Below are 23,826 nucleotides of genomic sequence, written 5' to 3'. Positions count from 1 at the left end.
ATCAACCCATTTGTGACTAAATGCCAACGCCTGTCGCACGAATGGCAGGTTTCTTGCTTTGCAAAAAGATCAAGATGGTTAATATAGTTAAATATATTAATACGCATTATTTTGGGGCGGCGCCCTCACTGATATGGGAAGGTCTGGCATGAAGATACGGCAAAAGATGATGTGCAGCTCGGTGGCTGCGGCGATGGCGGTGATGGCGGGCCCGGTGTGGGCACAGACCAAACCGTCCGACGAGATCGAAGTGGTCAAGGTGACTGCGCAAAAGCGCAAGGAAGATCCGGCCAAGGTGGCGATGAGCATCACCGCCGTCACCGGCGCCCAGCTCCAGGCCGAGCATGTGAACGACTTCACCGACCTGACCCGCGTGGTGCCCAACATCTCCTTCACCGCCGCCAGCGGCAACGGCGGCGCCGGTCCCGGCACCGAGAACATCGAGATCCGCGGCATCAGCTCGACCGCCGGCGCGGCCACCGTCGGCATCTACCTGGGCGATGTCTCCATCACCGTCGGCAACGTCTACACCATGGGCACGGTCGAGCCGAAGTTCTTCGACATCGACCGCGTCGAAGTATTGCGCGGGCCGCAGGCCACCTTGTACGGCGCCAGTTCGATGGGCGGCACCATCAAGTTCGTGCCGAACGAGCCGGACCTGAAGGAACGCGAATTCACCACCTACGGCGAGCTGTCCAACACCAAGGGCGGCAGCGGCAACTACGCGGCCAATATGGTGGCCAACTTCCCGCTGATACAGGACGAGCTGGCGCTGCGCATCGGCGTGCAGGCCCAGCACACGGGCGGCTACATCAACCAGGTCGACAGCGACGGCAACGTCCTGGCCAACAACATCAACAAGCTCAGCGACCAGGAAATGCGGGTGGCGCTGAAGTGGAAGCCGATCCGTTCGGTGACGATCACGCCGTCGGTCTATTATCAGAAGGTGGATGCGAAAGACATCGCCGCCTTCAACCTCGACCGGCCTTTCTACCAGGCGCAGAAGCAGGTCCGCGAACCGTCCAAGGATACGCTGCTGACCCCGAGCGTGACCGTCAACTGGGACCTGGGCGCGATGGACCTGACCTCGGCCACCAGCTACTTCGAGCGCAAGTTCGACCGCACGCAGAACGGCTCGGCCTACAACAGCTATTCGCTGTCGACCTTCCTGACCTCGACCGAGGATGGCGGCAAGGCGCCGCCGGAACTGATCGCGGCGATTGCCGGCCTGCCGTCGGCGGTCTACCTGAACAACCAGGTGCGCCAGGTGTCGCAGGAATTCCGCCTCGCTTCGCGGCCCTACGACGCCAGCGTGTCGCCATGGACCTGGCTGGCCGGTACCTACTTCTCCAACCAGCACACCAACATCATCGAGAACGATCCGATCTTCGGCGTGACCGACACCTTCAAAAGCTTCGGCTTCGACATCGCCGACCCGGACCTGCTGCCGGGCGCGCGCCCCGGCCAGTTCCCGAACGATAACTCGTTCGCCGGCGCCTTCCACTTCCGCGAGAAGCAAAGCTCGATCTTCGGCGAGCTCAATTACTACTTCACGCCGACCGTGCACGCCACCGTGGGCGCGCGCTACCTGAAGGCCGATTCCACGCTGGACCAGCGCAACGGCAACTACCTGGCCGGCGCCGGCAACAACAGCAGCGCCGCCTCGTCGTCCAAGGCCTTCACGCCGAAGTACGCGCTGACGTGGGAGGTCAATCCGACCAACACCGTCTACACCAGCGTGGCCAAGGGCTTCCGCCTGGGCGGCAACAACATCTACGTGCCGCCGACCACCTGCTCGCAGGACCTGGAAGCGAATGGCCTGACCAAGGGCCCGGACTCGTATTCGGCCGACAGCCTGTGGAGCTACGAAGTGGGCAGCAAGTCGCGCTTCCTCAACAACCGCGTGACGCTCAACGCCGACGCGTTCTACGTGAAGTGGAAGAACATCCAGCAGGGCGTCTACCTGCCGACCTGCGCCTACACCTACAACGCCAACGCCGGCGACGCCACCAGCAAGGGCTTCGAGTTCGACATCAAGGCCAAGCCGCTGCCGGGCCTGACGCTGACGGCGTCGGCCGGCTACGTCAAGGCCGAGCTGTCCAACGACGAGGGATCGCGCAACGGCGTGGTTGGCGCGGTGGCCGGGGCGCAAGTGCAGGGCGTGCCGAAATATAACGCCGCCTTCAACGCCACCTACAACTTCGCGGCGTTCGGCGACAAGAGCGCGTATGTGATGGGCGGCATGCAGTGGGTGGGCGCCAGCAAGGGCTCGCTCAATCCCGTGCAGACCGACTACGACCGCCCGGCCTACCACAGCACCGACTTCAGCGCCGGCATGTCCTTCGACCGCTACAACGTGAGCGTGTTCATCAAGAACGCCTTCGATACCGACACGGTGATCCAGCATCCGCAGGTGGCGTCCATCGTGCAGGGCTACCGGCTGGCGCCGCGCAGCATAGGCGTGAGCGTGGCGGCGAAGTTTTAAGTGGCGCTGCAGTTCATGCGCTTCGCCGCGTGTTATGCCTTTCTATTCGCTTGGGTGGGGTTCGTGCCGACCGCGTATGCGGAAAGCCAGGGCTTCTTCAAACCAGTCGACGTACGGCCGCACCAGGACCAGTTAGGCGCGATAATCAGGATTACGCGCTTTACTGGTCAGGCAGAACTCCGACGCGGCCATCTGCTGATCAAGGCGGACCGGGTGGTAGTGATCGACTATGCGCGCGGCTATCAGTACATCGCAATCACCGGGATGGATGGCGTGCGGTTTTCCAACGACAGACCAGCGGGTGAACCACCGCAGTGGAGGTCCGATCGTGCCCGCCTAGTGGAAACGGAGCCTGCGCCGGATAGTCCGGCATCGGCAGCCGAAGCCAGGGCACTTCGCAACGGCGTCGGCACCGGTTTTTTCTGGTCGACGCACGGCGAGACAACCGGCAACGTCCATGCGGAGGCCAATTTGACTTATCTGGACGCGAGTGATGATCTTGCAGAACAAGACTATGTTCAATTGGCGAAATTTTATACCACCCTTGCAGGGCAGGGGTGGCACGAGGCTGAGGCCAGTCTCGGCAGCCTGTATTCCAGTGGCTCGGGCGTCCCTCGTAACCATTCCATGGCGGTGAAATGGTATCGTCTTGCGGCAGAGGGCAATGATCCTCGTGCGCAGACGCTATTGGGATACGCCTATGATGTAGGGCGCGGCGTCGCCCAGAATAAGGGCCGGGCGCTTCGGTTGTACTTGCAGGCCGCTGAACAGAACGATCCTCCTGGACAATTCAATGTCGCCTATGCCTATCATCATGGCGACGGAGTGCGCCAGGATTTCGCTGTGGCTGCAAGTTGGTACCGCAAGGCGGCCGAGCAAGGGGACTCGAACGCCGCTCTGGAACTGGGGCAGCTCTACCTATTGGGCGCCGGCGTAGCGCATGATCCGGCTCAGGCAGTACTATGGTTTCGGCAGGCCGCGCAGTGGGGTAATGTGCTGGCGCTGAATCAAATGGGTATCGCTTACGAGAATGGGGCGGGAGTGTCAATGGATTTGACGATAGCTGCGGCTTGGTATCGACGCGGCGCGGACTTGAACGACCCCGACGCCCAATCCAATTTGGCCAATCTGCTGGAAGAAGGTGTGGCAGGCCATGCTGGTAAAACCGAGGCGTACAAATGGTGGCAGATCATCCAGCGAAATGCCGGCGCCAGCGATTCGGCCCGTTCGGACGCGCGGCAAGCATTACTGCGGCTGACGGCTATCATGAGTCCGGGTGAAATAGCGAAAGCGCAAGACGCGTTCAGTGAGTGGCAGCGAAATTTTAAGCGATAATGCTGCCTTTGAATTTCTCGCAAAGGCAGCATCATGAGTATCACGATTTATCATAACAACGCCTGCGGCACTTCGCGCAAGACGCTGGAGGCGATACGCGCCACCGGCGTCGAGCCGGAGATCGTCGATTACGTGAAGAACCCGCCGTCGCGCGAAGCCTTGAAGGCGATGATCGCCAAGGCCGGCCTGACCGCGCGCGCCGCGATGCGCGACAAGGGCGACCTGTACGACGAACTGGGCCTGGCCGACGCCACGCTGTCCGACGACGCGCTGCTGGACGCGATGACGGCCCATCCCATCCTGATCAACCGCCCGTTCGTGGTGACCGACAAAGGCGTGCGCCTGTGTCGTCCGTCCGAGCTGGTGCTGGAACTGCTGTAACGATGAATACGCTGCGCCGGCTAGGTCGGTTGATACTCGCCGTCATGATGGTCCTGGCGCCGGCGGCGCATGCGGTGCCGGTGCCGGAAGGCTGGGACCTGACGTTCAAGGCGCAGCGGGCGGAGGCACCACCGATCCGGCGCGGATGGAACGATACGTTCAATCTCTACCAGCAGATCGACAAGCGCGGCTGGCAGATCCGTTATCTGCTCCAGCAGGTGCCACTGGACAGTCTGGATGCCGCCGTGTTCGTGCAGGGGACGATGCATCGGCAGGGACTGTTCGTCCAGGGCGAGCGCGCGTACTTGATGTTGGAGCGCGGCTACTCGTCGTTCGACGTCCGCCCGGTCAATCCCGACGACGCGCGCCGCCTGATCCGGCAATACGCGCAGCACAACGGGCCGGCGACGATGGCCAACCTGGCCTCGAACGACGCCATACACTGCACCCCCAAGGTCGCCAGCTCGGTGGTCAGCCTGGTCCTGGACGGCAAGGCCAAACAGTATTGGTTGTCGGGCGCGGACTATTGCGAAATTCAGGTTGATCTGCTGGCGCCGCTCAAGGAAATGCTGTGCGGTGGGCACTGCTACGCGAGCAAGATGGTCGACCTCTGGGCCGGAGCGCTTGAGCGCGACATCACGAACCTGCCGGCCACCGGCCCGGTGACGGGCGCGGCGCCGGGCGACGCGCGCACCGGCCTGAGGTCGCGCGCGCCGGTGCTGCAGGACGCCGCCGCCGTATTGCGCGACGGCGGCACGGCCGAGGCCATGTGCTACCAGCTCAATCAGCTGCTGGACTTGCCGTCACCCACGGAAAAGGGGCGCGGGCGCAATTACAAAGATGGCGACGATGCGGAAATCACCGCCGCCATGCTGGCGCTGCTGGGACGGCTCGATGCGAGCTGCACTTACAAGACCGGATCGCCGTTGCTGCATGTGCTGGTCCGGCGCAGCCCGCTCACCGTGATTGAGCTGGCGCTGCAGCGCGGTTTTCCGGTGAACCAGATCGACTATCACACGCCGCTCGACGAGGCGATTTTCGAAAAGCGTGAGGACGTCCAGCAAATACTCAGACAGGCCGGCGGCGTGCAGCACACCACGGCCGGCAAGTAAGCGCGGCCACAAATAAAAACGGCGCCTGAGGCGCCGTTGTCGTTTAGTGCGTGCGGTGGACCGAGAAGTGGGCTAGCTGCAGCAGCGATTCCTTGTAGACGCTGTCGGGCAGGTCGGCGATCGCGGCGGCGGCGCGTTCGGCCGCCGTCACGGCTTGCTGGCGCGTGTAGTCCAGTGCGCCGCTGGTGGTGATCGCCGCCAGGATGGTGTCGAAGTGCTGTTCGTCGCCTTGCTCGATGCAGCTGCGCACCAGCTCGCGCTGTTCCGGCGTGCCGTTTTCCATCAGGTAGATCAGCGGCAGGGTCGGCTTGCCTTCGCGCAGGTCGTCGCCGACGTTCTTGCCGATTTCATTGGCGTCGCCGGCGTAGTCCAGCACGTCGTCGATCAGCTGGAAGGCGGTGCCCAGCGAGCGGCCGTATTCGCCGGCCGCTTCGATCTGCGTGTCGTTGCAGCCGGAGATCAGCGCGCCCAGCTCGGCCGCCGCTTCGAACAGCTTGGCGGTCTTGGAGCGGATCACCTGCAGATAGCGTTCCTGGCTGACGTCCGGGTCGTGCATGTTCAGCAGCTGCAGCACTTCGCCTTCGGCGATGACGTTGGTGGCGTCGGACAGGATCTGCATCACGCGCATATTGTTCAGGCCGACCATCATCTGGAAGGCGCGCGAGTACAGGAAGTCGCCCACCAGCACCGAGGCGGCATTGCCGAACAGGGCGTTGGCGGTGGCGCGGCCGCGGCGCAGCGACGATTCGTCGACCACGTCGTCGTGCAGCAGGGTGGCGGTGTGGATGAACTCCACCACGGCGGCCAGCTCGTGGTGCGCCGTGCCTTTATATGCGTAAGCGTTGGCCACCAGCAGGACCAGCACCGGCCGGATGCGTTTACCGCCGGCGCTGATGATGTATTCAGCAATCTGATTGACGAGACTGACCTCGGAATGCAGTTTCTGGCGGATCACCGTGTTGACCGCGTCCATGTCGGCGGCGATCGTGTGGGCGATATTGTTTTGAGTGGCGTTTTGGGTAGCGGCAGACAAGGCGAACCTGTGCGGTAGACTATGGGTGCCGCGATTATACGTCATGCCCCCGCAGACAGGGGCATTGGGCCCTGTTCATGGCAACATGTTTGCCAAATATGTAACGCATGGACAGCGGCAAAATTGTCGACATACCACGCCCGCTGGCATTTGTGAATAGTTTTTGACGCGAAATCCCATCCCATGTATAATCAGCGGTTCCCCGGTTTCCATGCCTGCCTCGCAAGGGTCTTGCAAGGACATCGGACGAAATTTTCTTAAACATTTGATGAGGTTTCAAATCATGTACGCGGTCATAAAAACCGGTGGCAAACAATACAAAGTTGTCGCTGGCGAAAAACTTAAAGTAGAACAGATACCGGCAGACATTGGTTCCGAACTCACCATCGATCAGGTCCTCGCCGTTGGCGAAGGCGAGAGCATCAAATTTGGTGCTCCTCTGGTTGAGGGTGCAAAGGTACTGGTTACTGTTGTGGCACACGGTCGTCACGATAAAGTGAAGATTTTCAAGATGCGTCGTCGTAAGCACTACCAGAAGCATCAAGGCCATCGCCAAAATTACACCGAAATCCAAATCGTATCGATCAACGGCTAATCGCCGTTTGCCCGAGAATTAGTATCCAAGGAGTCTTAAATGGCACACAAAAAAGGCGGCGGCACAACGCGAAATGGTCGTGACTCAGAATCAAAACGCCTCGGCGTTAAGGTTTACGGCGGTCAATCGATCAATGCTGGTGGCATCATCATTCGTCAACGCGGCACGCCAGTGCGCGCCGGCGAAGGTGTTGGCATGGGCAAAGACCACACCCTGTTCGCTCTGGTGAACGGCAAGGTCAAGTTCGTAGTCAAGGGCGAAGGTTCGAAGCAATTCGTTACCGTCGTTCCAGCGTAAATAACGCTACCCGGCCCGGTGCGCTAGCCGCACGGGTCGTTTTGTAAGGCGCAAGCCTTCAATCGAAAGGCTCTGCCCACGGTAGGGCCTTTTTAGTTTTATGGCGGTACATCATGAAGTTTATCGACGAAGCAAAAATTGAAGTAATCGGTGGTGACGGCGGCAATGGTTGCGCCTCGTTTTGCCGTGAAAAATTCCGCCCGTTCGGCGGCCCTGACGGCGGCGACGGCGGCAAGGGTGGCTCGATCTGGGCCGTAGCGGACCGTAACATCAATACCTTGGTCGATTTCCGCTTCTCCAAAGTCCACCGCGGTAAAGACGGCGAATCCGGCCGCGGCGCCGATTGCTACGGCAAGGGCGCGGACGACATCCATCTGCGCATGCCGGTCGGCACCCTGATCATCGACGATCTGTCCGGCGAGATCCTGGCCGACCTGACCGAACACGGCCAGATCGAACTGCTGGCCAAGGGCGGCGAGGGCGGCTGGGGCAACATCCACTTCAAGACCTCGACCAACCGCGCCCCGCGTCAAAAGACCGAAGGCAAGGAAGGCGAACGCCGCGACATCCGTCTGGAACTGAAGGTGCTGGCCGACGTCGGCCTGCTGGGCATGCCGAACGCCGGCAAGTCGACCTTTATTTCGGCCGTATCGAACGCGCGTCCCAAGATTGCCGATTACCCGTTCACCACCTTGCACCCGAACCTGGGCGTGGTCCGCGTGTCGCACGAGAAGAGCTTTGTGATCGCCGATATTCCCGGCTTGATCGAAGGCGCTTCCGAAGGCGCCGGCCTGGGCCACCAGTTCCTGCGTCACTTGCAGCGCACCGGTCTGCTGCTGCACATCGTCGACCTGGCGCCGTTTGAAACCAACGTCGATCCGGTCAAGGAAGCCAAGGCCCTGGTCAACGAACTGAAAAAGTACGACGAAGCGCTGGTCGACAAGCCGCGCTGGCTGGTGTTGAACAAGCTGGACATGGTGCCGGAAGAAGAGCGCATCAAGCGCGTCAAGGACTTCGTCAAGAAGTTCGGCTTCAAGGGCCCGGTGTTCGAGATCTCCGCGCTGAGCCATGACGGCACGCAGGAGCTGGTCAACGCCATCCAGAAACACCTGGAAGCGAAGCGTCACAGCGAGCAGCGCGCGGAAGAAACCCAGATGACGGAAGAGGCGCGCGGCATCTCCTCCATCGATCCGGACGATCCTCGCTTCAAGATCCTCGACTAAGATCCTCGACTTATCCTCTGCATTACCGGCATAATCAGTTATCAGCTGATTATGCCTTTCCATCTCGGCGCCGTCCTGCCACCGCAGGGCCGGCGACCGTTAGCGGCAAAGCAGGGCAAACCGCCCGCCAAATCACAGCACTGAACCCCATACGCTTGTTTTGAGAACGCTTTTGTAAAGCCCGTGTCCATGAATTCTGTCATCCAAAAAGCTACCCGCATCATCATCAAGGTCGGCTCGTCGCTGGTTACCAACGACGGCCGTGGGCTGGACCACGCCGCCATCGCGCGCTGGGCCGCGCAGATCGCCGGCCTGCGGGCCTTGGGCAAGGAAGTGGTGCTGGTCTCGTCCGGCGCCATCGCCGAAGGCATGTTGCGCCTGGGCTTCGAGCAGCGCCCCACCGACATTCACGAATTGCAGGCCTGCGCCGCCGTCGGCCAGATGGGCCTGGCGCAGATCTATGAAACCAGCTTCCGCGCGCACCAGCTGGGCACGGCGCAAGTGCTGCTGACGCACGCCGACCTGGCCGACCGCGAACGCTACCTGAACGCCCGCTCGACCCTGACCACCTTGCTGCGCCTGGGCGTGGTGCCGATCATCAACGAGAACGACACCGTGGTCACCGATGAAATCAAGTTCGGCGACAACGACACGCTGGGCGCGCTGGTGGCCAACCTGATCGAGGCCGACGCGCTGATCATCCTGACCGACCAGCAAGGCCTGTTCAGCGCCGATCCGCGCAAGGACCCGGCGGCGGTGCTGATCCAACACGGCCGCGCAGGCGATCTGGCGTTGGAGGCGATGGCCGGCGGCGCGGGCAGCAGCCTGGGACGCGGCGGCATGCTGACCAAGATCCTGGCGGCCAAGCGCGCCGCCAAGTCGGGCGCGCATACGGTGATCGCCTATGGCCGCGAAGACAATGTGCTGGGGCGTCTGGCTAGTGGTGAAGCGATCGGCACCGAGCTGGCCGCGCAGACCGGCCACCTGACGGCGCGCAAGCAATGGATGGCAGATCACCTGCACACGGCGGGCCAGGTGGTGCTGGACGCCGGCGCGGTGCAGAAGCTGAGCAAGGAAGGCAAGTCGCTGCTGCCGATCGGCGTGGTGGAAGTGAAGGGCGAGTTCGGACGTGGCGCGGTGATCACCTGCGTCGGCGCGGACGGCGCGCCGGTAGCGCGTGGACTGTCGAACTACACCAGCGCCGAAACGCGCCGCATCATGCGCAAGCCATCGAGCGAGATCGAATCCATCCTGGGCTTCGTCGAAGGCCAGGAACTGATCCACCGAGACAACCTCGTACTGGTTTAAATGCCGTCTGGCGCAGGCGTCTTGCTGCGGTAGTCGCACAAGTCTAGCTGCATGCAGTTCCAGCACTCCGGCTTGCGCGCCTTGCAGGTGTAGCGGCCGTGCAGGATCAGCCAGTGGTGGGCATCCTGTAAAAATTCCTTCGGCACGAATTTGAGCAGCTTCTGTTCGACGATGTCGACGTTCTTGCCCGGCGCCAGGCCGGTGCGGTTGGAGACGCGGAAGATGTGCGTATCCACCGCCATTGTCGGTTCGCCGAAGGCTGTGTTCATCACCACGTTGGCGGTCTTGCGGCCCACGCCCGGCAAGGCTTCCAGCGATTCGCGGTCGCGCGGCACTTCGCCGCCATGCAACTCCACCAGCATCCTGCACGTCGAAATGACGTTCTTGGCCTTGGTCTTGTACAGGCCGATGGTCTGGATGTAGGTCTTCAATTCCTCCTCACCCAGATCCAGTATGGCCTGCGGCGTGTTCGCCACCGGGTACAGCTTGCGCGTGGCCTTGTTGACGCCGACGTCGGTCGCCTGCGCCGACAACAGCACGGCGATCAGCAGTTCAAACGGCGTCGTATATTCAAGTTCGGTTTCAGGCTTGGGATTGGCGGCGCGGAAGCGCACGAACATTTCGTAGCGTTTGGCTGGATTCATTCTTGTTGGTTCTGTTCTTTTTTGAGGCGCGCGCGTTCCATTGCGGCGGCGATGATGGCGCGCTTGCGTTCCTTCTCGGCTTCGCCGGCGGCGTCGGCCGGATCGAGCGCGTGTACCGCCGCCATCTTGGCTTCGGCCTTGGCGGCCAGGCGGGCGTCGTTTTCGTCCTTGTCGCGCTGCAGGCGCAGGGTGCGGAAGTCGTGCCGTTCGCGCGCTGCTTCGGCGTCGGCCTGGCGCCAGGCGGCCCAGCCGGTGGTCTCGGTGACCGGGTACATGACGATGCAGTCGACCGGGCATGGGTTGACGCACAGGTCGCAGCCGGTGCACAGGTCGGGCACGACGGTGTGCATCAGCTTGGCCGCGCCGACGATGGCGTCCACCGGACAGGCCTGGATGCACAGCGTGCAGCCTATGCATAGCGACTCGTCGATGTAGGCCACCGCGCGCGGCCGCTCCAGGCCGTTGACGGGATTGAGCGGAATGACCTTGCGGCCCGTCACCGACGACAGCCGGGCGATGCCTTCCGCGCCGCCGGGTGGGCACTGGTTGATCTCCGCCGCGCCGGCGGCGATCGCTTCCGCATACGGACGGCAGCCGTCGTAGCCGCACTTGGTGCACTGCGTTTGCGGCAGGACGTCTTCGATGCGGTCGGCTAAGGTGGTGGGGGCGGTGGGCTGCACGGCGAACTCATTGCGATAAAACGACATTATCCGATATCTGCACCGCCCGGCGCCAAAAACCTTATTCGGAGCGCGGTTTCGACGGCCACACGCGGCGCACGGTCTGCCGCTCCAGCTCCTCGGCGTGCAGGCTCAGGGCCGGCTTGATCAGGTCGCTGCGGCTGACGATGCCGATCAGCTGGCGCGTGTGCGCGTCGCTGACCACCGGCAAGCGCTCCAGCTGGTGCACCGCCAGCCGCGTCGCCAGCGCGCGGCAGGTCTCGTCGGCCAGCGCGAAGATCGGCACGTTCACGCCGAACAGCTCGTAGACGTGCTGCGCGCCGGCGGCGCGTTCGCTGTCCAGGGCCGCGCGGTCGAGCATGCCGAGCAGCGCGCCGTCGCGCGTGACGGGGAAGGCGCGGTGCCGCTGCGCCGGGCCGAAGTGGCTCAGCAACACGTCGGCGATCGGCGCCTGCCCGTCGATGCTGACGGGGACGGACGTCATGACTTCGGCCACGCTGTGGCGCTCCATCGGATCGATGCCGTATTCGCGGTAGATGTGATGGCCGCGGCGGGCGATCTTTTCGGTCAGGATGGAGCGGTGCATGGTGATCACCGTGAACGCATAAGCCACGGTGGACGTGGCCAGCACCGGCAGCAGGGCATTGACGTCGTGAGTCAGCTCGAAAGCGAACACCACCGCCATCACCGGCGCGCGCATCATGCCGCCCAGCGTGGCGGCCATGAACACCAGCGGCCATACGGCCGGCGAGCCGCCGGGCAGGTAGGGGCCGAGCAGCGCGCCCAGGCCGGCGCCCAGCATCAGCAGCGGCGCCAGCACGCCGCCGGAGGTGCCCGAGCCCAGCGCCAGCAGCCAGATCACGGCCTTGACGAGCAGCAGGGCGGCGATGGCGCTGGCGGCCAGGTGGTTGTTGAGCAGGTCGGCGATGACGTCGTAGCCCACGCCCAGCGCGCGCGGCTGGAAAAAGCCGCCGATGCCGACCGCCAGCCCGCCCAGCGCCGGCCACCACATCCAGTGCAGCGGCAGCTTGTGGAAGCCGTCCTCGACCCGGTACAGCGCGGTCGACAGCAGCCAGGCCAGCGCGCCGCACAACAGCCCGCCGATCAGGCAGGACAGCAGCGCCGACGGCGGCAGCGCTTCGGTATGCAGCGGGAACAGTGGTCCGGCGTCGAGCAGCAGCGGGCGCAGGAAGCCCGCCACCGCGCACGCCACGGCCACCGGCGCCAGGCTGCGCGGGCGCAGTTCGAACAGCAGCAGCTCCACCGCCAGCAGCAGCGCGGCGATCGGCGTGCCGAAGATGGCCGTCATGCCGGCCACGGCGCCGGCCACCAGTAGGGCCTTGCGCTCGGCGCCGCTGAGGTGGAAGTGCTGGGCGATCAGCGAGCCGACCGCGCCGCCGGTCATGATGATGGGCCCCTCGGCGCCGAACGGGCCGCCGCTGCCGATGGCGATGCCCGAGGCCAGCGGCTTGAGAACGGCCACCCTGGGCGACATGGTGCTGCTCTTGAACAGGATGGCCTCGATCGCTTCCGGGATGCCGTGGCCGCGTATCGCCTCGGTGCCGTAGCGCGCGATCAGGCCGATGACCAGGCCGCCGATCACCGGCACCGCGATTACCCAGGCGCCCAGCGTGTGCGCGGCCGGCGAGGTGAACGCGGTCGAGAATTTCTGGAAGAAGAACAGATTGGTGAAGAAGTTGATCGCGTGCAGCAGCAGGTCGGCGGTCACGGTGCTGAGCGCGCCGACCACGGCGGCGATGGCGGCGATCAGCACCAGCCGGGAACTGCCGTCGAAATCGCGGCGGGCGTCGTAGTTATTCATGGTCGTCCTGGCTGAGTTTAGGGATGGTGAAGACGCCGTCCAGCGACAGCAGTTCCGCGCGGTGCAGCTCGGCCAGCTGGCTGAGCATGGCCTCGCCTTCCTTGAGCAAGTGGACTTCGACCCGGCGGCGGTCGCTGCTGCCGGGGCGGCGTTCGACCAGGCCGACGGCCTCGCAGCGCGACACCAGCGCCACCACGCCGTGCGGCTTGGCTTGCAGGCGTTCGGCCAGTTCGCCGACGGTGGCCCAGTCGCGGCCGGGATAGCCCTTGATGTGCAGCAGCAGCAGGTACTGCAGCGGCGTGATGCCTTTGGCCTGCACCACGTCTTCGGAAAAGCGTTCGAAGCGCCGCATCTGGTAGCGGAATTCGGACAGCGCGGCGAAGTCGGACTTGGCGAGCGGAGGCGGGGAGCGTGAGGGCATGGCGGCGGCGCTGAGTATGAAAGCGCACAATATATCACAACATGATATATTTTATCCGGGTAAAAAAAATCCCCGCCGAGGCAGGGATTTTGCGGAGCAGGGGCGCTTAGCCGTGCTTCTTGATGAACTCGGTAATTTTCGGGCACACCACTTCGCGCCAGCGGCGGCCGGAGAAGATGCCGTAGTGGCCGGCTTGCGGCGCCACGAAGTCCTGCTGCATGTCGGCCGGGATGCCGGTGCACAGGTCGTGCGCGGCCTGGGTCTGGCCGGCGCCGGAGATGTCGTCCAGCTCGCCTTCGACGGTGAACAGCGCCACCGTGGTGATGTCCTGCGGACGCACCAGCTTGCCGCCGACCATCCACGTACCCTTGGGCAGCGCGAAGTCCTGGAACACGGTCTTGATCGTGTCCAGGTAGTACTCGGCCGGCATGTCCAGCACGGCGTTGTACTCGTCGTAGAACTTGCGGTGGCTGTCGGCCGGCTCGTCGTCGCCCTCGACCAGGTGCATGTAGAACTCGCGGTGGCTCTGCGCGTGGCGGCCAGGGTTCATGGCGATGAAGCCGGCGTGCTGCAGGAAGCCCGGATAGACCTTGCGGCCGAAGCCCGGATAGTTCGGCGGCACCGCGTAGATCACGGTGTTTTCAAACCACGAGAATTTCTTTTCGGTGGCCAGGTTGTTGACCTGCGTCGGCGAGCGGCGCGGGTCGATCGGGCCGCCCATCATGGTCATGGTCTTCGGCAGCGCCGGATCCTTGGCGGTGGCCATCAGCGAAATCGCCGCCAGCACCGGCACGGTCGGCTGGCAGACGGAAATCACGTGCACGTCCGGGCCCAGCTGGCGGATGAAGTCCTGCACGTAGAAAATGTAGTCGTCCAGGTGGAAGGCGCCTTCCGACAGCGGCACCATGCGCGCATCGGTCCAGTCGGTGATGAAAACGTCGTGGTCATGCAACAGGCCGCGCACGGTGTCGCGCAGCAGCGTCGAATGGTGGCCGGACAGCGGCGCCACCAGCAGCACGGTCGGCTGTTTCAGGGCCTTGGTCTGCTTGGCGTCCAGGTCTTTCTTGAAGTGGATCAGGCGGCAGAAGGCCTTGTTCGACACCACTTCTTCGATGATGCCGATGGTTTCGCCCTTGACTTCGGTGCTGTCGATTTCAAACGCCGGCTTCTCGTAGTCCTTGCCCAGGCGGTACATCAGCTCGTAGCCCGCGGCGATGCGCTGGGCAAATGGCGTGTGCGCCAATGGCGAGACCGGGTTGGTGAACATCTTGGAGGACGCGTCGGCCCATTGCATCAGAGGCGTCAGGAACGAGCGGTGCATTTCGTGCAGGTGGTAGAGCATATTTATTCCTGGAGTCAAGAGCTTGGTGCGATGCACCAATACCTTACATCATAAGCCAAATTATAGAATAATTGTTCGTGACGTAAAGCATTCCAAAGTACCCTCGGGCAAGCCTACGTATTATCCACAATAGGGCCGTGGTCAAATAATAATACCGCCGAACCAATAAAAAAAGCAGCGTTTCCGCTGCTTTTGTGTAGGACACTTGCTGATGCTTAGTCGAAGACCGGGGTTTCGACGCCGAGAACCTTGTGCAGTTTCGGCGAAGTGGTGGTGTATTGCATGTGGATCTTCTTGTCCGGGAAGATGTACGGCGCGGCGCCGAAGGCGGCCAGCGCGGCTTCATGGAAGCCCGACAGGATCAGTTTTTTCTTGCCCGGATAGGTGTTGATGTCGCCCACCGCGAAGATGCCCGGCACGTTGGTCTCGAACTTCTCGGTGTTTTGCACCTTCAGTTGGCGGCGCTCGATGTCCAGGCCCCATTCGGCGATCGGACCCAGCTTCGGCGACAGGCCGAAGAACACCAGCAGCATGTCCAGCGGCACGCGGCGGGTGACGCCGTCGGCGCCGGTCACTTTCAGCTGCGACAGCTTGCCGTCGGCGTCGACTTCATGGCCGGTGGCCTGACCGATGATCAGTTGCATTTCGTATTCATCGCACAAGGCTTTCATCTTGGCGACCGAGGCTGGCGCGGCGCGGAAATCCTCGCGGCGGTGCAGCAGAACCACCGATTCGGCCTTGCCGACGAAATTCAGCGCCCAGTCCAGCGCGGAGTCGCCGCCGCCGCAGATGACCAGGTTCTTGCCTTCGAACTGGGCAGGATCCTTGACCTTGTAGTGCAGCTGCGATCCTTCGAACACTTCGATGCCGTCCACTTTCAGCGTGCGGGCCTGGAACGAGCCGACGCCGGCGGCGATGAAGATGGTCTTGGTGATGAAGGCGGTGCCGGCGCTGGTCTCGACGTCGAAGCGGCCGTCGTCGCGGCGGGCGACCTTGGTCACTTCCTGGCCCAGGTGGAAGGTCGGCTCGAACGGCTCGATCTGCTTGAGCAGGTTGTCGGTCAGTTCCTGGCCGGTGCACGAAGGCACGGCCGGGATGTCGTAGATCGGCTTGTCCGGGTACAGTTCCACGCACTGTCCGCCCACCGCGCCCAGCGAATCGATCACGTGGGCTTTGATTTCCAGCAGGCCGAGTTCGAAGACCTGGAACAGGCCGACCGGGCCGGCGCCGATGATGACGGCATCGGCTTCGATGACGCCAGGGGAGGTGACAGTGCTATTCATACGTGGTTTCCTGTTATTTCAATAATGGTTAGGCAACACTGGGCTGCGCGGCGGCTGTTGCCAGCGGACGCGGAAGGCGCTGCCCCGGGCTGCCTCGCCAGACGGGCGTCTTAGCGTACCAGCAGGTGCAGTTTTTCTTTGACGTCCTTGAACTGGTCCGCTTCCGGCAGCGGAGGGATAGTCTTGGTAATCGAAGGCCAGTTGCGGGCGAGGTCGACGTTAATCTTGATGAATTGCTGCTGGTCGCCAGGCACGTCTTCTTCGGCGAAGATCGCGTTGACCGGGCATTCAGCCACGCACACGGCGCAGTCGATGCACTCGTCAGGGTCGATCGCGAGGAAGTTCGGGCCTTGGCGGAAACAATCTACCGGGCAAACATCGACGCAGTCCGTATAGCGGCAGCTGATGCAAGATTCGGTGACAACGTGGGTCATAACAGTCCTATCAATGTTGGTGTGCAGCGGCGTCGGCGGCGGTGGGATGGCCCGGCTAACCTCAGCAAAGCACTGTATTTTAAGGTAATTCGCTATTTCTCACAAATTGCGCTTATATACAATACATATAAGCAAATGCGTTGTGGCGCGGACTGGCGCGGCTGCGGCGCAACTGGCATCATGGCGCCTTTTCATACAAGAGGATGCCGGATGGCTGATATCAACATCGTCCAGGAGCACCACCTGGCGCTGGAACCGGCCCGCGCGGCCGCCCAGGAAGTGGCCGACAAGCTGGCCGAGCAATTTGATCTGGAATGTGTGTGGGATGGCGATGTGCTGCGTTTCGAGCGCAGCGGCGTCAGCGGATCGCTGACCTTGCTGCCGGAAGAGGCGCGTTTGCATATCGCGCTGGGCTTCCTGTTCAGCGCGTTCTCGTCGCAGATCGAGGCCAAGGTGGCCGACAAGATGCAGCGCGTGTTCACCGCCGCATAACAGCGTGGGGTCAAGTCTGACATTCGGACACGGCCTCTGCTGTAACGTCGTGTTACAGCAGAGGCCGTGTCCGAATGTCAGACTTGACCCCGCGGTTTTATTTGAGACCTTCGATCAGGTCGATGTACTGCTGTTTCGCTTCGTCCAGCGAGGTGCCTTGCAGCGCGGCCCAGGCGTCGAACTTGGCGCGGCCGACGAAATCGGTCATGCCTGGACGGTCGCCGCTGGCGTCGCCCGCCGAACCTTGCTTGAACAGCGCGTAGATTTTCAGCAGCGTCATGTTGTCCGGGCGCTCAGGCAGGTTCTTCGAATCCAGCTGGGCTTGCGCGAATTGCTCTTCTAAACTCATCACTTCTCCTCGGGTAGGTAGGGGGTAGCCGCCATCATACCCGCAGCCGCCGCCAAAACCGCTAGAGGGACTCCTCAAAAACAGAACGGCGGACAGGCCGGTCCGAAGACCTGGCATGTACCGCCGTTTCCGGTGCCCTGGCGGGCACTGGCACTGCGACGCGAACGCCGCGTGCCGAAGCGCCTGCTTACTTCTTCTTCGTCGGGTTGACTGCCGACTTCAGGGTCGCGCCAGCCGAGAATTTTGGAGTTTTCGACGCAGCGATCTTGATCGCTTCGCCGGTTGCAGGATTGCGGCCTTTACGAGCAGCGCGTTTCGCTACGGAGAAGGTGCCGAAGCCGGTGATGCCTACCGTGTCGCCTTTTTTCAGACGCTCGGTGATGATGGCGATCAGAGTATTCACTGCACCGTTGGCGGCAGCAGCGGACACTTCAGTGCGTTTCGCAAATTCTGCAATCAATTCGCCTTTTTTCATTACTACCTCCTTGGTTATTAGAGCGCGCAGATTAGCATAAATATTGTCAAATGTAATGGTTTCTGTACGAAGTAGCCCTTACAGTAGCTGCCGCGCCACGCTGCACTGCAATAAAACCCCCGTGTTTACTGGCGCTACGCGGCGCGCGCGGACCCGCATCGCGCTGCAAAAAGGTTTATGATGGGACGATCCGGGACAGGAATCATGACCTTTTCAGACGAGACTTTGATTGCATATGCCGACGGCGAACTGGACGACGCCTTGCGCCTCGCCGTCGAGTCCGCTATGCGGCGCGACAGCAGCATCGCCCGCCGCGTGGCCCGCCTGCGCGCCGCGCGCGACGAGGTGTACGCCGACCAGGCGCCGTCCGGCGTCGAACTGGGTTCCCATCCGCGCCATGCCAAGGTGGTGCAGCTGGCGGCGGTGCGCGCGCAGCGCGCTGCGCAGCAGCAGGCCGCGCGCAAGGCGGCCAGGCATCAATGGGGCTGGCTGGAATGGAGCGCGCTGGCGCTGGTCATGGTACTGGGCCTGGCGGCCGGCAAATTCGGCCTGGCGCGCTGGCAGCCGGGCTGGTTCAGCGAACCGGCGGTGGCGCCGACCACCGTCGCCAGCCGCAACGGCATGCTGGTCGCGCAGGGCCGGCTGGCCAACGCACTCAGCCAGCAGATGGGCGGCGCCGCGCCGTCGGAGGGCGAGGTGCGGGTGGGGCTGAGTTTTCTATCGAACGAGGGAGGGTACTGCCGCAGCTTTACGCTGGTGGGCCTGAGCCAGGATCTGGTGGGGATAGCCTGCCGCATCAGCGATGAATGGCGGATCCCGGTGCTGGTGCAGAATGCGCGGCCGTTGCCGGCGCCGGGCGCTTACGGCCTGGGCGGCACCGACATGCCGACGGCGCTGCTGGAAGCGATCGACCAGCGCATCGTCGGCGGCATGCTCGACACGCGAGCGGAGCTAGAAGCGCTGCGCAGGAACTGGCAGCGCTAGCGAACGTAATTAAACGCCCAACAGTTCTACATCAAAAATCAGCGTGGCGTTCGGCGGGATCACGCCGCCGGCGCCGCGCGAGCCGTAGCCCAGGTCGGCAGGGATGATCAGCTGGCGCACGCCGCCGATTTTCATGCCTTGCACGCCTTCATCCCAACCACGGATGACCATGCCGGCGCCCAGGGCGAACTCGAATGGATCGTTGCGGTCCTTGCTGGAGTCGAATTTTGCACCCTTGGTGCCGTCGTCGTTGCGCAGCCAACCGGTGTAGTGCACGGTGACGTTCTGGCCGGCTTTGGCGACTTCGCCTTCGCCTTCGGTCAGTTCGATGTATTGCAGGCCGGAGTCGGTGGTAATGGTGGACATGATTTTCCTTCTATGGAGACGTTAAAAGATAGCCCCGAATTGTAGCAGGGCGCCCGCAGCAAGGAATAATTGCGGCATTTGTCTCGTCCCGGCGCAGTTTGCACGTAAAATAAACGTTTTGCTCTTTCAAGCGATTTTTACATGCTCCGTAGTTTCCGCCGTATCGTGCTTTCCTGTGTCTGCGCCGTCACTGCCATCAGCAGCGCGCAGGCCAACGTAGTGGTTGTGCTTAACTCGCGCGACGCCACTGTGCAGCTGCTGGACCAGGACACTTACAAAGACCTGTCCACCTTCCCGGTCGGCAAAGAGCCGCACCACCTGATGTCGACCCCGGATAACAAGTCCCTGATCGTCGCCAGCTCGGTGGGCAACGAACTGATCTTCCTCGATCCGAAGAGCGGCCAAGTCCAGCGCACCATCAAGGACATCCTCGACCCTTACCAGATCGGCTTCTCGCCGGACCAGAAGTGGTTCGTGTCGAACTCGCTGCGCCTGGATCGCGTCGACCTGTACAAATACGACGGCGCCAACCTGACCTTGGCCAAGCGCATCCCGCTGGCCAAGCTGCCCAGCCACATGGCCTTCAACGCCGCCAGCAATATGGTGTTCATCACCCAGCAGGGCAGCGACCAGATCAGCGCCATCGACCTGAGCACGCAGACGCTGAAGTGGACCATGTCGGTCGGCAAGCTGCCGGCCGGTATCGCCATGACGCCGGACGACAAGTACCTGCTGGTCGGCATCATGGGCAGCGATTACGTCGAAGTGATCGACTGGAAAACCCAGAAAACCGTCAAGCGCATCAAGACCGGCCAGGGCGCGCACAACTTCCGCGCCGCCGGCGACGGCCGCCTGACCTATGTGTCGAACCGGGTGTCGAACTCGATTAACATCATCGACCAGAAGACGCTGGAAAACGTCGGCCAGATCAATGTTCCCGGCGGCCCGGACTGCATGGAGATCACCGCCGACGGCAAGACCATGTGGGTCACGCTGCGCTGGATCAAGAAAGTGGCTGTGATCGACCTGGCCACCCGCAAGGTGACCAAGCTGATCCCGGTGGGACGCTCGCCGCACGGCGTGTTCTTCTTCAACTCCGCCCAGCGCATGTAATGAACGCCGCCGCCGCCCTCACTTTGCTGGCGCTGGCGGCTACGCCGGCGGTGCAGGCCGCCGACAGCGCCAAGGCGGCCAACGCGACCAATAGCGACGCGCGCGAGCTCAACGACGCCGCCCGCGCCGCCAATGCCCATGCCCGCAGCCTCAACGGCCCGGCGCGGCGCGCGGCCGAAGCCAAGGCGGCCGGCATCGCCGCTGCAGCCGCCGCCGCCGCGACAGCTGCGTCGGCGGCTCCCGCAGCTTCGGCCGTAGCCGTCGCGTCCGTTGCGGCAGGCGCAGGCGCCAAGCCGCAAGCGGCCGTGCTGCGCCACAGCGCCTGCAAGGGCACCATCTACCTGACTTTCGACACCGGCAGCCAGTCCCAGGCGGCGCTGATCGCGGACACGCTGAACCGTCACCAGATCAAGGCCACCTTCTTCCTGGCCAACGAGAAAACCATCAACGGCGATTACTCGCTGGACCCGTCGTGGTCGGCCTACTGGAAGGCCCGCGTGGCCGAAGGGCATGCGATCGGTTCGCACACCTTCGACCATGATGTGCTGGTCAAGGACGGCGCCGACGGCGCACTGCAGGTCAAGCCGGGCTTCGGCGCGCAGGCCGGCAAGCTGCGCTCGCTGACGCCCGCGCAGTATTGCGAGGAAATCAAGCGCGTCGACCAGCGTTTCGTCGAACTGACCGGCAAGCACCTCGATCCGATCTGGCGCGCGCCGGCCGGCCGCACCACGCCGCGTTCGCTGGCGGCGGCGCAGGCCTGCGGCTACGCGCATGTGGGCTGGGCGCCTGCCGGCTTCTCCGGCGACGAGCTCTCCAGCACGGCCTACCCGAATGCGGTATTGTTGCAGAAGTCCCTGCGCGACTTGCGGGACGGCGACATCTTCGTCGCCCACATGGGCATCTGGTCGCGCAAGGATGCGTGGGCGCCGGCCAACCTGGAGCCGCTGATCAGCGGCCTGGAGCAGAAGGGCTATTGCTTCGCCACGCTGCGCGAGCATCCCGACTATCTTTCACAGTTCAACAAGCACAAATGATGCAATTAATTTCCGACTGGCTGGGCGTGGCCCAAGGCTGGTTGTTCGAGACGGTGATACAGCCGCTGGTGTTCCAGCTCGGCTTCGGCGAATTTATCGAGGAAGCGTTCGAGGGCACCGAGTGGCTGCTGATCGGCATGCTGGAGCTGACCTTGCTGTTCCTGGTGCTGCGTCCGCTGGAGGCGATGATCCCGGTGCACAAGTTCACCGATCCGCACGCCCGCCGGACCGACTTCATCTACACCGTGCTGCACCGCATCGGCCTGTTCTCGGTGCTGATCTTCTTCACGCTCGATCCGATGATGGACAGCGTGGCCGCGATGCTGCGCTTTAAAAGCTTCCAGCCGCTCAACCTGGAGACGCTGTGGCCGGGCATCAGCCCGCTGGGCAGTTTCCTGGTCTACTTCGTGGTGCTGGACTTCTTCGATTACTGGTACCACCGCGCCTCGCACCAGTTCAACTGGTGGTGGGGCTTGCATGGCCTGCACCACAGCCAGCAGAACATGAACCTGTGGAGCGACAACCGCAACCATTTGCTCGATGACCTGCTGCGCGACGTCTACATGGGCGTGATCGCGCTGTGCATCGGCGTCGAGCCGTCGCAGTATGTGATGCTGGTGTCGGTGTCGCGTATCCTGCAAAGCCTGCAGCACGCCAACGTGCGCATCCACTTCGGCCGTGTCGGCGAATGGCTGTTGGTGTCGCCGCGCTACCACCGCATGCACCACGCGATCGGCGTCGGCCATGAATCGCACGGCAAGGGCACGCTGGGCGGCTGCAATTTCGCCGTGCTGCTGCCCATCTGGGACATCATTTTCCGCACCGCCAATTTCACGCCGGCATTTGTCGCCACCGGCATCCGCGACCAGCTGCCGCAGACCGACGCACAGGGCGTCGTCACACCGGGCCGCGAGTACGGCAAGGGTTTCTGGGCGCAGCAATGGCTGGGCCTCAAGCGCATGGTTGAATACGCACGCAAGGATGTAGTCTGATGACGAATGTACTCCGCTCCTGGGGCCGTGCCTTCCTGTCGCAATGGCACGGCAAGATGCTGGCGATGAGCCTGGCGCCTTTCCTGCTGGCGGTTGGCGTGTGGGCCATGGCGCTGTATTTCTGGCTGCAACCGCTGATCGATTTCGTGCATGCGCAATTCTCCGAGCACAACCTGTTCACGCCGGCCGGCAACTTGCTCACTTCGCTGGGGCTGGCCGTGCTGAAAACCGTGATGCCGCCGTTGATCGCCATGCTGCTGTTCCTGCCGCTGATGATACTGACCGCGCTGATCTTCATCGGCGTGATCGCGATGCCGCTGATCGGCCGCCACGTCGGCCTGCGCCACTATCCGCAGCTGGAGCAGCGCAAAGGCGGCAGCCTGGTCGGCAGCGCCATTACCGCGCTGGGCGGCATGGCGATCTTCATCGGCCTGTGGATACTGACCTTGCCGCTGTATTTCTTTCCGCCGCTGGCCATCATCGTGCAGGCGCTGCTGTGGGGCTGGCTGACTTGCCGCGTGATGGTGTACGACGCGCTGGCCGACTACGCCACGGCCGAGGAGCGCCGCCAGATCCTGGCCGAGCACCGCTGGCGTTTGCTGGCGATCGGCGTGATCTCGGGCGCGGCCGGCGCCTTGCCGGGCGCGATCTGGCTGGGCGGCACGGTGCTGGCGGTGGTGTTCTTCCCCTTCCTGGCGGCGGCGTCGATCTGGCTGTACGTGCTGATTTTTATCTTCACCGGCTTGTGGTTTGCGTATTATTGTCTCGATGCGCTGGCGCGCCTGCGCGCCCAGGCTGCCGCTCCGGCGGAAATCACCCTTTAAAGAAAGCAGATAACCATGGCCATCGGTCTCATCATCATCGGCGACGAAATCCTGTCCGGCAGGCGCGTCGACCAGCATTTCCCCAAGGTCGTGCAGATGCTGGCGGCGCGCGGCCTGCAACTGAACTGGGCCGAGATCCTGGCCGACGACCCTGAACGCATCACCGCCACGCTCAAGCGCACCTTCGCCAGCGACGACATCGTGTTCTGCTGCGGCGGGATCGGCGCCACGCCGGACGACCACACCCGCCTGGCCGCCGCCAACGCGCTGGGCCTGCCGCTGGTCATGCATGAGCAGGGCAAGATCAACATCCAGCAGCGCATCCTGCAAATGGGCCAGGACGCCGGCCAGGAGGTGGACCTGAACTCCGCCGAAAACCTGCACCGCCTGAAGATGGCCGAGTTCGCCCAAGGCGCGGCGCTGATTCCTAATCCGTACAACAACATTGCCGGTTTCGCTTTGCACAAACACTACTTCGTGCCGGGCTTCCCGGTGATGGCGTGGCCGATGATCGAGTGGGTGCTGGACAACCACTACGCCGACCTGTTCAACCGCGAACCGCGCCTGGAGCAGTCGGTGCTGGTGTACGAGGCGGCCGAATCGGCGCTGACGCCGCTGATGGTGGCGATCGAAGCGCAGTTCCCGAGGGTGAAGGTATTCAGCCTGCCGAGCGTGGGCGATGCGCAGACGCGCCGCCATATCGAGCTGGGAGTCAAAGGCGAAGCGGTCCAGACAGCCACAGCGTTTATTCAATTGTGCTCCGAGCTCAAGAAGCTCAATGTAGAGTTCAGCAACACTTAGT

General features: G+C 63.0%; 26 protein-coding genes. 15 read left to right on the top strand and 11 right to left on the bottom strand.

What is annotated here, in order from left to right; translation table 11 throughout:
* The first annotated feature begins 148 nt into the window (after window positions 1–148).
* From D0T21_RS29060 to D0T21_RS29045, 4 genes are read left to right on the top strand one after another with little or no spacing between them, the layout of a single operon-like run.
* Window positions 149–2,485: a TonB-dependent receptor gene (locus tag D0T21_RS29060; RefSeq protein WP_116993338.1), complete on the top strand. Its 2,337-nt coding sequence runs from the start codon at window positions 149–151 to the stop codon at window positions 2,483–2,485.
* Window positions 2,486–3,820 (top strand): sel1 repeat family protein, encoded by a 1,335-nt coding sequence (locus D0T21_RS29055; RefSeq protein WP_116993339.1) that lies wholly within the window; start codon window positions 2,486–2,488, stop codon window positions 3,818–3,820.
* Window positions 3,821–3,853: 33 nt separating this feature from the next.
* A complete protein-coding gene (gene arsC / locus D0T21_RS29050) occupies window positions 3,854–4,201 on the top strand; it encodes an arsenate reductase (glutaredoxin) (protein WP_116993340.1) in 348 nt (115 codons plus the stop codon).
* A gap of 2 nt (window positions 4,202–4,203) precedes the next feature.
* Complete coding sequence (locus D0T21_RS29045; RefSeq protein WP_147328207.1) at window positions 4,204–5,313, top strand: hypothetical protein; 1,110 nt, start codon at window positions 4,204–4,206, stop codon at window positions 5,311–5,313.
* A 43-nt stretch (window positions 5,314–5,356) separates the two neighbouring features.
* Here D0T21_RS29045 and ispB read toward each other — a convergent pair whose 3' ends face one another.
* A complete protein-coding gene (gene ispB, locus D0T21_RS29040; RefSeq protein ID WP_116993342.1) occupies window positions 5,357–6,346 on the bottom strand; it encodes an octaprenyl diphosphate synthase in 990 nt (329 codons plus the stop codon).
* Between the two features lie 283 nt (window positions 6,347–6,629).
* On the opposite strand from ispB, the gene rplU reads away from it, so the two are divergent.
* The 4 genes from rplU (at window position 6,630) to proB (ending at window position 9,769) form a co-directional block, all read left to right on the top strand.
* Entirely contained in the window at window positions 6,630–6,941 is a 312-nt protein-coding gene (rplU, locus tag D0T21_RS29035) for a 50S ribosomal protein L21 (RefSeq protein WP_008445658.1), read from the top strand.
* A 39-nt stretch (window positions 6,942–6,980) separates the two neighbouring features.
* On the top strand, window positions 6,981–7,238 hold the full coding sequence (gene rpmA, locus D0T21_RS29030; protein ID WP_116993343.1) for a 50S ribosomal protein L27: 258 nt from the start codon (window positions 6,981–6,983) through the stop codon (window positions 7,236–7,238).
* A 113-nt stretch (window positions 7,239–7,351) separates the two neighbouring features.
* A complete protein-coding gene (gene obgE, locus D0T21_RS29025) occupies window positions 7,352–8,461 on the top strand; it encodes a GTPase ObgE (protein WP_116993344.1) in 1,110 nt (369 codons plus the stop codon).
* A 189-nt stretch (window positions 8,462–8,650) separates the two neighbouring features.
* Window positions 8,651–9,769: a glutamate 5-kinase gene (gene proB, locus D0T21_RS29020; RefSeq protein WP_116993345.1), complete on the top strand. Its 1,119-nt coding sequence runs from the start codon at window positions 8,651–8,653 to the stop codon at window positions 9,767–9,769.
* Here the strand turns inward: proB and nth are convergent.
* From nth to fdxA, 7 genes are all read right to left on the bottom strand, one after another.
* Window positions 9,766–10,413: an endonuclease III gene (gene nth, locus D0T21_RS29015; protein WP_116993346.1), complete on the bottom strand. Its 648-nt coding sequence runs from the start codon at window positions 10,411–10,413 to the stop codon at window positions 9,766–9,768. The two genes, proB and nth, sit on opposite strands and share 4 nt — an antisense overlap.
* Window positions 10,410–11,120 (bottom strand): electron transport complex subunit RsxB, encoded by a 711-nt coding sequence (gene rsxB, locus D0T21_RS29010; RefSeq protein WP_116993347.1) that lies wholly within the window; start codon window positions 11,118–11,120, stop codon window positions 10,410–10,412. Before rsxB ends, nth begins: the two co-directional genes overlap by 4 nt.
* A gap of 34 nt (window positions 11,121–11,154) precedes the next feature.
* Window positions 11,155–12,915, bottom strand: a complete 1,761-nt coding sequence (locus D0T21_RS29005) for a chloride channel protein (RefSeq protein WP_116993348.1) — start codon at window positions 12,913–12,915, stop codon at window positions 11,155–11,157.
* On the bottom strand, window positions 12,908–13,336 hold the full coding sequence (locus D0T21_RS29000) for a MarR family winged helix-turn-helix transcriptional regulator (RefSeq protein ID WP_116993440.1): 429 nt from the start codon (window positions 13,334–13,336) through the stop codon (window positions 12,908–12,910). Before D0T21_RS29000 ends, D0T21_RS29005 begins: the two co-directional genes overlap by 8 nt.
* Window positions 13,337–13,442: 106 nt before the next feature.
* Window positions 13,443–14,678 (bottom strand): polyhydroxyalkanoate depolymerase, encoded by a 1,236-nt coding sequence (locus D0T21_RS28995; protein ID WP_116993349.1) that lies wholly within the window; start codon window positions 14,676–14,678, stop codon window positions 13,443–13,445.
* A gap of 215 nt (window positions 14,679–14,893) precedes the next feature.
* Window positions 14,894–15,961, bottom strand: coding sequence for an NAD(P)/FAD-dependent oxidoreductase (locus tag D0T21_RS28990; protein WP_116993350.1), 1,068 nt, complete (start codon window positions 15,959–15,961; stop codon window positions 14,894–14,896).
* 110 nt (window positions 15,962–16,071) lie between these two features.
* Window positions 16,072–16,395 (bottom strand): ferredoxin FdxA, encoded by a 324-nt coding sequence (fdxA, locus tag D0T21_RS28985; RefSeq protein WP_008445669.1) that lies wholly within the window; start codon window positions 16,393–16,395, stop codon window positions 16,072–16,074.
* Window positions 16,396–16,605: 210 nt separating this feature from the next.
* Between fdxA and D0T21_RS28980 the strand changes: the two genes are divergently transcribed.
* Entirely contained in the window at window positions 16,606–16,887 is a 282-nt protein-coding gene (locus D0T21_RS28980; protein ID WP_116993351.1) for a polyhydroxyalkanoic acid system family protein, read from the top strand.
* Window positions 16,888–16,984: 97 nt separating this feature from the next.
* Here the strand turns inward: D0T21_RS28980 and D0T21_RS28975 are convergent, their stop codons facing one another.
* Both D0T21_RS28975 and D0T21_RS28970 read right to left on the bottom strand, forming a co-directional pair.
* Window positions 16,985–17,236: an acyl-CoA-binding protein gene (locus D0T21_RS28975; protein WP_020705202.1), complete on the bottom strand. Its 252-nt coding sequence runs from the start codon at window positions 17,234–17,236 to the stop codon at window positions 16,985–16,987.
* 187 nt (window positions 17,237–17,423) lie between these two features.
* Window positions 17,424–17,729, bottom strand: a complete 306-nt coding sequence (locus D0T21_RS28970; RefSeq protein ID WP_328595527.1) for an HU family DNA-binding protein — start codon at window positions 17,727–17,729, stop codon at window positions 17,424–17,426.
* Between the two features lie 186 nt (window positions 17,730–17,915).
* Here D0T21_RS28970 and D0T21_RS28965 point away from each other — a divergent pair, with 186 nt between their 5' ends.
* Window positions 17,916–18,695, top strand: coding sequence for a hypothetical protein (locus tag D0T21_RS28965; protein ID WP_116993352.1), 780 nt, complete (start codon window positions 17,916–17,918; stop codon window positions 18,693–18,695).
* 9 nt (window positions 18,696–18,704) lie between these two features.
* Here the strand turns inward: D0T21_RS28965 and D0T21_RS28960 are convergent, their stop codons facing one another.
* The gene (locus D0T21_RS28960; protein ID WP_116993353.1) at window positions 18,705–19,061 is read right to left on the bottom strand and encodes an FKBP-type peptidyl-prolyl cis-trans isomerase; all 357 of its coding nucleotides are present in this window, start codon (window positions 19,059–19,061) and stop codon (window positions 18,705–18,707) included.
* A gap of 141 nt (window positions 19,062–19,202) precedes the next feature.
* On the opposite strand from D0T21_RS28960, the gene D0T21_RS28955 reads away from it, so the two are divergent.
* The 5 genes from D0T21_RS28955 to D0T21_RS28935 are packed head-to-tail and all read left to right on the top strand — an operon-like array spanning window position 19,203 to window position 23,825.
* Window positions 19,203–20,174 carry a cytochrome D1 domain-containing protein gene (locus D0T21_RS28955; RefSeq protein ID WP_116993354.1) on the top strand — a complete coding sequence of 324 codons (972 nt, stop codon included), beginning with the start codon at window positions 19,203–19,205 and terminating at the stop codon, window positions 20,172–20,174.
* Window positions 20,174–21,208, top strand: a complete 1,035-nt coding sequence (locus D0T21_RS28950) for a polysaccharide deacetylase family protein (protein WP_199538607.1) — start codon at window positions 20,174–20,176, stop codon at window positions 21,206–21,208. Before D0T21_RS28955 ends, D0T21_RS28950 begins: the two co-directional genes overlap by 1 nt.
* Window positions 21,205–22,200: a sterol desaturase family protein gene (locus D0T21_RS28945; protein WP_116993355.1), complete on the top strand. Its 996-nt coding sequence runs from the start codon at window positions 21,205–21,207 to the stop codon at window positions 22,198–22,200. The genes D0T21_RS28950 and D0T21_RS28945 overlap by 4 nt, the downstream gene beginning before the upstream one ends.
* Window positions 22,200–23,024, top strand: coding sequence for an EI24 domain-containing protein (locus D0T21_RS28940; protein WP_116993356.1), 825 nt, complete (start codon window positions 22,200–22,202; stop codon window positions 23,022–23,024). Before D0T21_RS28945 ends, D0T21_RS28940 begins: the two co-directional genes overlap by 1 nt.
* Window positions 23,025–23,039: 15 nt before the next feature.
* A complete protein-coding gene (locus D0T21_RS28935; RefSeq protein WP_116993357.1) occupies window positions 23,040–23,825 on the top strand; it encodes a molybdopterin-binding protein in 786 nt (261 codons plus the stop codon).
* Window position 23,826 lies beyond the last annotated feature (1 nt).

The sequence above is a fragment of the Duganella sp. BJB476 genome (genome assembly GCF_003416895.1).
Lineage (GTDB): Bacteria > Pseudomonadota > Gammaproteobacteria > Burkholderiales > Burkholderiaceae_D > Rugamonas.
This window is presented reverse-complemented; position numbering and strand designations above follow the sequence as displayed.